10 protein-coding genes are annotated in these 8716 nt (G+C 69.9%); 3 read left to right on the forward strand and 7 right to left on the reverse strand.

Annotated features, from left to right (window positions below):
* The 4 genes from OXS31_RS23205 to OXS31_RS23220 form a co-directional block, all read right to left on the reverse strand.
* The coding region (locus tag OXS31_RS23205; RefSeq protein WP_267402344.1) for a thiolase family protein at positions 1-1163 on the reverse strand (1163 nt) is incomplete at its 3' end.
* 11 nt (positions 1164-1174) lie between these two features.
* Positions 1175-1726 (reverse strand): DUF3237 domain-containing protein, encoded by a 552-nt coding sequence (locus OXS31_RS23210; protein ID WP_144954917.1) that lies wholly within the window; start codon positions 1724-1726, stop codon positions 1175-1177.
* Positions 1719-2951, reverse strand: a complete 1233-nt coding sequence (gene mhpT / locus OXS31_RS23215) for a 3-(3-hydroxy-phenyl)propionate transporter MhpT (RefSeq protein ID WP_144954914.1) — start codon at positions 2949-2951, stop codon at positions 1719-1721. The genes OXS31_RS23210 and mhpT overlap by 8 nt, the downstream gene beginning before the upstream one ends.
* 10 nt (positions 2952-2961) lie before the next feature.
* Positions 2962-4425, reverse strand: a complete 1464-nt coding sequence (locus tag OXS31_RS23220; RefSeq protein ID WP_267402345.1) for an alginate export family protein — start codon at positions 4423-4425, stop codon at positions 2962-2964.
* A 394-nt stretch (positions 4426-4819) separates the two neighbouring features.
* Between OXS31_RS23220 and OXS31_RS23225 the strand changes: the two genes are divergently transcribed.
* Entirely contained in the window at positions 4820-5155 is a 336-nt protein-coding gene (locus OXS31_RS23225; RefSeq protein ID WP_007160277.1) for an I78 family peptidase inhibitor, read from the forward strand.
* Between the two features lie 55 nt (positions 5156-5210).
* Here the strand turns inward: OXS31_RS23225 and OXS31_RS23230 are convergent, their stop codons facing one another.
* Complete coding sequence (locus OXS31_RS23230) at positions 5211-5858, reverse strand: HAD-IA family hydrolase (protein ID WP_144954908.1); 648 nt, start codon at positions 5856-5858, stop codon at positions 5211-5213.
* A 97-nt stretch (positions 5859-5955) separates the two neighbouring features.
* Here OXS31_RS23230 and OXS31_RS23235 point away from each other — a divergent pair, with 97 nt between their 5' ends.
* On the forward strand, positions 5956-6861 hold the full coding sequence (locus tag OXS31_RS23235; RefSeq protein WP_267402346.1) for an alpha/beta hydrolase-fold protein: 906 nt from the start codon (positions 5956-5958) through the stop codon (positions 6859-6861).
* Here the strand turns inward: OXS31_RS23235 and OXS31_RS23240 are convergent.
* The gene (locus OXS31_RS23240) at positions 6858-7346 is read right to left on the reverse strand and encodes a GNAT family N-acetyltransferase (RefSeq protein WP_267402347.1); all 489 of its coding nucleotides are present in this window, start codon (positions 7344-7346) and stop codon (positions 6858-6860) included. The two genes, OXS31_RS23235 and OXS31_RS23240, sit on opposite strands and share 4 nt — an antisense overlap.
* A gap of 37 nt (positions 7347-7383) precedes the next feature.
* Positions 7384-7974 (reverse strand): TetR family transcriptional regulator, encoded by a 591-nt coding sequence (locus OXS31_RS23245; RefSeq protein ID WP_267402348.1) that lies wholly within the window; start codon positions 7972-7974, stop codon positions 7384-7386.
* 76 nt (positions 7975-8050) lie between these two features.
* On the opposite strand from OXS31_RS23245, the gene OXS31_RS23250 reads away from it, so the two are divergent.
* Positions 8051-8680 (forward strand): glutathione S-transferase family protein, encoded by a 630-nt coding sequence (locus tag OXS31_RS23250; RefSeq protein ID WP_267402349.1) that lies wholly within the window; start codon positions 8051-8053, stop codon positions 8678-8680.
* Positions 8681-8716: the final 36 nt, after the last annotated feature.

Consider the following 8716-nt stretch of genomic DNA (forward strand, 5'->3'; position numbering starts at 1 on the left):
CTGAGCCCCTCGGCGCGCAGCTGGCGGGCCAGGGTGATGGCCAGGCGCAGGCCGGTCGCAGCCAGCGGATGCCCCAGGGCGATGGCGCCGCCATGCACATTGAGTCGCGCCGGATCCAGTTCCAGGGCCTGCTGCACCGCCAGCAGCTGGGCGCCCTGGGCTTCGTTGATCTCCAGGCGGTCGATGGCCTCCAGCCTGAGGCCGGCGCGGTCGAGCACGCCCTGGATGGCCGGCACCGGGCCGCTGCCCATGACGTCCGGCGATACCCCCACCACACAACTGCCGCGCACCCAGGCCAGCGCCCGCTCCGGCGCGGCGTCCGCGCCCCGTGCCAGCAGCACGGCGGCGGCGCCGTCGGCCACCGCGCAGCTGTTGCCGGCGGTCTGCACCCCGCCCGGATGCACCGGCGTCAGCCGTGCCAGGGCCTCCCGCGAGGTCTCCCGCGGATGGCTGTCATGCTCGACCCCCGCGCAGCCCCGCGGCAGACGCAACTCCCGCGGCGCCAGGCCTTCAGCCGCGAAACGCGCCGCCGTCACCGGCACGACCTCCTCGCGAAACCAGCCCTGGCGCTGGGCTGCCAGGGCCCGCTCGAAACTCCGCAGCGCCCAGGCATCCACCGCCTCGCGGGCGATGCCATGGCGCTGGGCCAGGCGCTCGGCGGTGGCGATCATGTCCAGTCCGGCCGCCGGGTCCTTGAGCGCCTCCCAGAGAAAGTCGTGGAATTCCACCGGCGCGCCGAGGCGAAAGCCGCTGCGGTGGGTGTAGGCGGCGATGGGATTGCGGGTCATGGACTCGGCCGCCACGCACAGCACCCGGCTAGCCTGGCCGCTCTGCAACTGATCGCCGGCCTGGCGCAGCAGCTCAAGCCCTGTGCCGCAGACGCGTTGCACCTGCAGCGCCGGCACCGCCTCGGGCACCCCGGCATAGAGGCCGATATGGCGTGGCAGCAGATAGGCATCGAAGCTGGCCTGGGCCACCGAACCGGCCAGCACGGAGTCCACCGCCCCGGCCTCATGCCCGCGCGCCAGCAGCGCCCGGGCCACGGCGATGCCCAGGTCGGTGGGCGATACCTGCCCCAGGGCGCCATTCAGATCGGTCCAGGGCGTGCGCACGCCATCCAGCAGCAGGACATCGTCGTAGAGCGCAGTCATTCCAATGGGCATCGGCTCCTCCTCTATTGCAGCAGATAGGCGTCGTAGACCACCGCCTTGCCCAGGCGCATGGCGCTGCCCACGCCCAGGGCGCGGTTGAGCCAGGCATAGGCCGGCGCGGCGGTCTCGAAGGTCAGGGTGACGCGAAAGAAATAGCGCCGGGGATCCACCGGCTTGCCGGCGGCCAGCTCGCGCATCACCTCCGGCGGGCCGTAGCGATAGCCCTTGGTCTGCAGATAGATCAGGGCGCCATCGTCGGTCTGCAGCAGATAGCGGGTGTCGATGATGGCCAGGCCATCGGCGGTCACCACCTGCCAGTCGGCGCCGTTGTCGAGGATCCGTCCATGCAGGCGCTGGCCGTCGAAGCGGCCGCCGGTGATGGGGATGATGCGCCGCTTGCCCAGGTCACTGGTCTGGCCCAGCTCCCAGACCGGGGCGTCGAGGGCCACCTCGAAGCGCGCCAGGGGTTCGAGCTGCAGCGGCGGTGGCGTGGCGGTGGCCGGATCGCCGTCCGTGGTGGCCGCCCGGGCCAGGCCAGTCAGCGTCAGCAGGGTGACGAGCAGCAGACTATGCATGCCCAGGCGCCTCCGCGCGGGTGGCAGCCGCCGGCACCGGCGCCCGCCGCTGCAGCAGGGCCAGCACCGCGCCTGCGGCCACCAGTACCGCCGGGGTGGTGGCCACCACCAGGGTCGCCGCGCCACCGCCCAGGGCCAGGACCTGCCCCGCCAGCAGTGGGCCGGCCATGGCGCCCAGGCGTCCGACCGCCACCGCCGCGCCGGTTCCGGTGGCCCGTACCGCCGCCGGATAGAGTTGCGGCGCCAGGGCATAGAGCACCAGCTGGCCACCGACCACGAACAGCCCGGCGGCGAAACCGGCCAGGGCCACCAGCGGATAGGCCTTGGCCAGCCCCAGTCCGGCCAGGCCGAGCAGGATGCCCAGGTAGATGGCCAGCACCGTCAGCCGCGGCCGCCAGCGATCCATGAGCAGGCCGAACAGCACCGAACCGATACCGCCGCCCAGGTTGAAGAGGATCTGCACCCCCACCGCCTGGCCGCGGCTGAAGCCCTGCCCCACCAGCAGCGACGGCAGCCAGTTGAGCAGCATGTACATCACCGTGAGGGTGAAGAAGTAGCCCAGCCACAGCAGCAGGGTGGTCGACAGCGGGATGGCGCCGAGCCAGGCTCCGCGCGGACCGCCCGCCTGAGTCCCGCCTCGCTTGCGCAGAAAGCCGGCGGTCTCCGCCAGGTAACGCCCGAGCAGCGGCGCCACCAGCAGCGGCGCCAGGCCGCCGACATAGAACACCGTTTGCCAGCGGCCGACGTCCAGCAGCCCCACCACCGCCGCCAGGGCGCCACCGAGGGGCACGCCGCAATACATCAGGCTGACCGCCGTGGCGCGGGCGCGCTCGTCCACCGATTCGGCGGACAGGGCGATCAGGTTGGGCAGCGCGCCGCCCAGGCCGATGCCGGTGAGCAGCCGCGCCAGCAGCAGGCTCTCCAGACTCCAGACATGGGCGGTGGCCACCGAGAAGACGCCAAAGATCAGTACGCAGGCGATCAGCACCTTCTTGCGGCCAATGCGATCGGCGCACCAGCCGCCGATGAAGGCGCCGGGCAGCAGGCCGAGGATGCTGGCGCTGAACACCAGGCCCATCTGCCCCGGCTGGAAGCCGAAGGCCTTGGCCATGGCCGGGGCGGCGATGCCCATGGCCTGGAGGTCCATGCCCTCCAGGAGGGCGACGATGAAGCACAGCAGCAGGGTCAGGCGGGCCCCGGGCGGGGCGGTCGAGAGCAGGCGCATGGTGGACTCCTCAGAAGCGGAAGGTGGTGGCGACCATCAGGAAGCTGGTGTCGTCGCCATCGGCCTGGCGCACGGCGGCGCCGGCCTGGAAGTAGCTGTATTCCAGGTCCAGGGTCAGGTTGGCGGTGGGCATCCAGCGCAGGTTGTTGCGCCAGAGGGTGCCGGCCTTGCGCGCCGAGCTGGCCGCGGTGCCCAGCACCGTGGTCATGCCCGGCAGGTAGACGCCGTCTTCGGTGCTCTGCCGCCAGACGCCGAACAGTCCGCTCTCCAGCTGCAGCGTCGGCCGGGGCGCCAGGGTCAGCAGCGGCCCGACCAGATAGAGGTTGGCCAGGGTGGTGAGCCCGGAGTCGCCATAGAAACCGTTCTTGGGAAAGAGCGGATCGAAGGTGCCGACGCGGTCGTCTCCCGCGCCGTGATCGCCGCTGGCGGCGTCCACCCGCAAGGCCAGCCGCGGTTTCCAGGCGCCGCCCAGGCGATAGCCGGTTTCGCTGCTGAGGGCCCAGGCGCGGATCCGGGCGCCGGCCAGATGCCCGCCCTGCCCGGCCAGGTCCCAGCTCCAGTCCCAGGGACCGGCGTTGCCGAACAGGCGGAAGCCGGCGGTGTAGCGCTTTTCCGCGCCGGTCAGGCCATCCAGGGTGCGCTGGTCGGTCTCCAGACCGAAGCCGTAGACATCCAGCTTGAGCGGTCCGGCCAGCGGCAGGGTGCCGTAGAGGCCATAGAACTTGACCGCGTTGTTGGAGCCGTCGTCGAAGCTGTCCTCGCCGGTCACTACCGGTCGCAGGCCGAAGGCATCCAGCCGATAGCCATCCGGACGACTCCAGGCCAGGCGCAGGCCGTCGAAGTTGAGGCGGATGTTGCGGGCGTCGCGGTAGGTGACGAAGGCCTGGTTGCCGTAGCCCAGTTCCTGGCGACCGATGCGGGTCATCAGCTTGCCACCGGCCAGCGGCGTGTTGAGGTCGATGAAGGCCTGGTGCAGTTCGGTGCGGCTCTGGTCGTAGGGGCCGTAGAGGGCCTTGTTCCAGGCGCGGGTGTTTTCCAGCTGGACGAAGGCGCGCAGGGCGTCATCGAACAGGTGCAGGTCGGCGTGCAGTTGCAGGCGCTGCTGGATGTAGTGATCGGTATCCACCCCGCGCCGGCCAAAGACCGGATTGCGGATGGTGTCGAAGCGGTAGCGCGCCTCGCCACCGGTCTGCAGCCAGGCCGAGTCACCGAGGCGCTGGTAGCGCAGCCCGTCGAAGGGATCGGTGCGTTTTTGCGGATCGTCGAGGAAGCGATAGTCCTCCGCCCAGCGCGGCGGTCCGGGCGGCAGGGGACGCGCCGTCTCCAGGTTGTTGAGCGGCTTGGGCCGGGCGCTTTCCAGGGTGGTGGAAGGCGCGGCCAGGGCACCCTGGCTGGCGAGCAGGGCGGCGAGAGCGGTAAAGGCGAGGCACGAGCGGGCCCGTGCGCAGGCCGGAAGCGAGCGCGAACAAGACATGAGATGACCGTCCTGACTGAGGATGCGGAAGGCGCCGCAGGGGCGCGCGGATCAGGGCCTAGCGGGCGCGGATCGGGTAGCGGTCAGGCGGGAGGGTGGTTGGATAGCGAGCTGACATGGCGGGTGTCCCTTTGTTGTTGTTGTCGTCACCGTGGGGGCCGGGTGGCCCTGGTTCGATGATGGTCGATGGCAAAAATGGATCAAGCCGTGCAACCCGAATCTGGCCGATTACCGAACGTTATATTTATTAACTTTATGCCTGCAGGACGATCGCTCACCCAGGTCTCGCAACGTCTTCTGTATCGCGCTTTGTAACAATGCCCGCCCTTGAGGGGTCCATGAGGAGGCCCGTACGGGTTAAGGTTCCTTCTCTCACGATCGAAAAGGCGAACTCATGAGCTTCAAGACTCCTCTCCTGCTGGCTGGCGCCGCGCTCTTCACCCTGCTGGCCGGTTGCGGCTCGCACGAAACCCAGAGCAGCCCGGCGGCGGCCTCTTCGGCCCCGAGCGGCGCCGTCAGCAGCAGTGGCCGGTGCAACTCCGATGCGGTCCAGGATCTGGTCGGCAAGGCCCTCTCCCCGGCCCTGGCCGAAGAAGGCCGGCAACGCGCCGGTGCCCAGGTCGTTCGCGTGGTCCGTCCGCAGGACCCCATGACCATGGACTTCAACTCCCAGCGCCTGACCATCACCACCAGCGCCAGCCTGGTGGTGCAGACCGCCACCTGCGGCTGATCCCCGTCGCGCCCCACGACCTGCCGACCCCGGTCGCGCAGGTCGGCGCCTGCCGCTAGAGGCCGAAGCCCTGGCGCAGGGCTGCCACGCTGTGGAAGTGAAAGGCCGGGCGGTGGCGCTCCAGCTCTTCCCGGCTGCCGAAGCCATAACCCAGGGCCACCGCCGCCACGCCGTTGGCCCGGGCGGCGATCAGGTCGTGCTCGCGGTCACCCAGCATCAGGCAGGTCTCCGGCGCCAGGCCTTCGGTGTCCAGCACGAAGCGCAGCAACTCGGTCTTGTCGGTGCGGGTGCCATCCAGCTCGCTGCCATGCAGGGCGATGAAGAATTCCGTCAGGGCGAAGTGCCTGAGGATCTCCACGGCGAACACCCGCGGCTTGGCCGTCACCAGGTAGAGCCGCCGCCCCGCCGCCTGCAGCGCGGCCAGCAACTCGCGAATGCCCGCATAGACCTCGTTTTCATAGAGGCCGGTAGCGCGGAAATACACCCGGTAAGCCTCCACCGCACGCCAGGCCCGCGCCTCGTCGAAACCGTAGTGGGTCATGAAACTCTGCAGCAGCGGCGGGCCGATAAAGACCTCCAGCCTGCGCAGATCGGGCTCCTCGATCCCCTCGGTGCGCAGCGCCACCTGGATCGCCCGGGTGATGCCCAGGCGCGAATCGGTGAGGGTGCCATCGAGATCGAACAGCAGATGGGGGTGATGCATGGGGCGTCCTGGGCGGCGAAGATCCCCGTCAGTATGGCGACCGGTGGCAGAGATCGGTAGGCTCGACCGCTCCACTGGAAATGAGTCTTGTTCGCTGATGCCTCTGTCGCCGCTCTCCTCTCGCCGCCCCCCACGCTGCACCTGGCTGGCCCTGCCGCTGCTGCTGGCCCTGGCCCTGCCGGGCCAGGCGCGCCCCATCGATCAGCCCATGGACGCCCAGGTGCTCCAGCAGCCGGGCCACGGCTATGCCTTCAGCGAACTCCAGCTGGATTCCACCGACGGCGCTCGCCACTACCAGGTGTGGATCGCCCGACCCACCACCCCGGCGCCGGCCACCGGCTATCCGGTGCTCTATCTGCTCGACGGCAACGCCGCCCTGGGCGGACTGAATGCCGAATTGCTCGACACCCTGGCCAAGCGGCCCCATCCGCCCGTGCTGGTGGCTGTGGGTTACACGGGCGGCAAGCGTATCGATGGCCCGGGTCGGGCCTATGACTACACGCCCTCGGCCCCCACCAGCGAGCGCTTTCGCGAGATGGCCACCGGCGGCGCCGACGTCTTTCTCGCCTGGCTGCTGGAGCGCCTGGAGCCGGCGGTGGCCCGCCAAGTCCCCCTGGATCCTGGCCAGCGCGCGGTCTGGGGTCATTCACTGGGTGGGCTGTTCGTCCTCCACGCCCTGCTCACCCGTCCGGACGCCTTCGCCGAGGGCTACGCCGTGAGTCCTTCGCTGTGGTGGAGTCCCACCGTGCTGCCGCAAGACGACGAGCAATTGAAGGCGCGCTTCCAGGCCCATCCGGCCCGCCTGGTGCTGCTGCAGGGCAGCGCCGAACGCGAACTGCCCGCGCACTTCCAGAGCGAGGTCCCCGCCGACGCCACCCGGCGCCTGGCCGACCGCCTCGGCCAGCTCCCCGGCATCCGGGTGCGCTACGAGGTGCTCGAAGGGCTGGGCCACGGCCCCATGCTGCCGGCCTCGCTGCAGGCCGTGTTGAGCGAGTGGCGCTAGTCCGCCAGCCAGCGATACATCACATGGCAATCCACCAGCCCCAGGCTGGCGTGGCGATAGGCCCTGGGCAGGGTGCCAACGATCTCGAAGCCGTGCTTCTGCCAGAGCCGCACCGCCACCTGGTTGCTGGCCACCACCGAGTTGAACTGCATCGCCTGGAAGCCCAGTTCGCGGGCCACCTGCAGGGAGTGCTCGCAGAGGGCGCCGGCAACGCCCTGGCCGCGGGCGGCAGGGACGACCATGTAGCCGCAATTGCAGACGTGATCGCCTGGCCCCATGGCATTGGCCTTGAGGTAGTAGCTGCCGAGCAGCTGGCCGTCGCGCTCGGCGACGAAGGTCGCCCGCGGTAGCTCCACCCAGAGGCGCCAGGCCTCGTCGCGGGTCATGTCCGGATCGTAGGCGTAGGTCTCCCGGGCCTGGGCGACCTGCTGGATCAGCGGCCAGACCTGGTCGAAATCGGCGGCTTCGAGGGGGCGAATCTGCATGGGTGACTCCGGCGGACGAAGGAGCCGCCAGTGTCGCCTAGCCGAGTGCCGCTGCCAAATCACCGCCCTCTTCCAGCAGCCCCTGGGCGCCCTGGCGACAGGCCGCCAGCAATTCCTCGGCGAGGCTCTCGTCATCCAGTGCCCGCGCCAGTGCCACGCCCCCGATCAGGGTGGTGGCCAGTTGCAGCGCCCGGGCGCGCCGCTGCGCCGGCGGCCCCGACAGATCCTGCTCCAGTCGGGTGACGAAGCGCGCGAAGAAGCGGGTATAGCTGCCCCGGATGGCGGCCTCCCGGTGGGTGACGTCGGCCGCCAGAAAGGCCAGCGGACAGCGCAAGGCTTCGCCCTCGGCATGCTCGCGACTCAGGTAATGCTCGATCAGTTGCCCGAGGCCTTGGCTACCGAGATCGTCGAGCCGGGCACTGCCGACCCGCGCGGCATGGGCGATGGCCTGTTCATAGACCTCGGTCTTGGTGCGGAAGTGGTGGTAGAAGGCGCCGCGGGTGAGACCGGCATCGGCCATCAGGTCGTCGAGACCGACCGCATCGAAGCCGCGCAGGGCGAACAGGTGGGCGGCGCTGTCGAGGATGCGCTGGCGGGTCTGCTCGCGCTGATCAAGGGGCCAGGCCATGGCTACTCCAGATTATGTTCTTGAACATAAGGTCCCCTTTGCCAGCATGGAGCCTTCTTTGCAAGGAGCCTGCAGCATGACGCCCTATCTCTTCGGTCCCGCTTTCAGCACCCTGGTGCGTAGCGTGCGCCTCCATGCCCTGGAACAGGGCCTTGAGCTGCCCTGTGGCCTCGCACCCGCCGGCCAGGCCATCGCCTGGCGCAGCGAAGCCCACCTGGCGCTGCACCCCTTCGGCCAGGTGCCGGTGCTGTTCGATGGCGAGCTGCGGATCTTCGAGACCCTCGCCATCTGCCGCCATCTCGATCGTCGGCTCTCGCCGGAGCGCGATGGCAACCCGGAGCAGGACGCCTGGAGCAGCGCCCTGCTCACCACTGTGGATAGCCGTCTGGTCCGCCACTATCTGCTGCGCGTCGCCGGGCCACGACCCGACCCCTTCCGCACGCCGGAGGACGAGCAGCGCGCCCTGGCCGACGTCGACGCGACCCTGGCCGTGCTCGATCGCCAGCTGGGCAACCAGAGCTTTCTCTGCGGCGCCGAATTCAGTCTACCCGACGCCCTGCTGGCGCCCATGCTCGACTATCTGGAGCCCCTGCCGACCCTCAACTGGCGGACGACCTGGCCCCGCCTCGCCGCCTATCTCGACCGCCTGCGCGCGCGACCCTCCGGCCAGGCGATCCTGGTGGCGACCGACTTAAAGCTGCGCTGAGCCGACCGGAGCTACCAGGAACCACCTACCTCCCCA

The sequence above is a fragment of the Pseudomonas sp. GM_Psu_1 genome (assembly GCF_026544185.1).
Taxonomy (GTDB): domain Bacteria; phylum Pseudomonadota; class Gammaproteobacteria; order Pseudomonadales; family Pseudomonadaceae; genus Chryseomonas; species Chryseomonas oryzihabitans.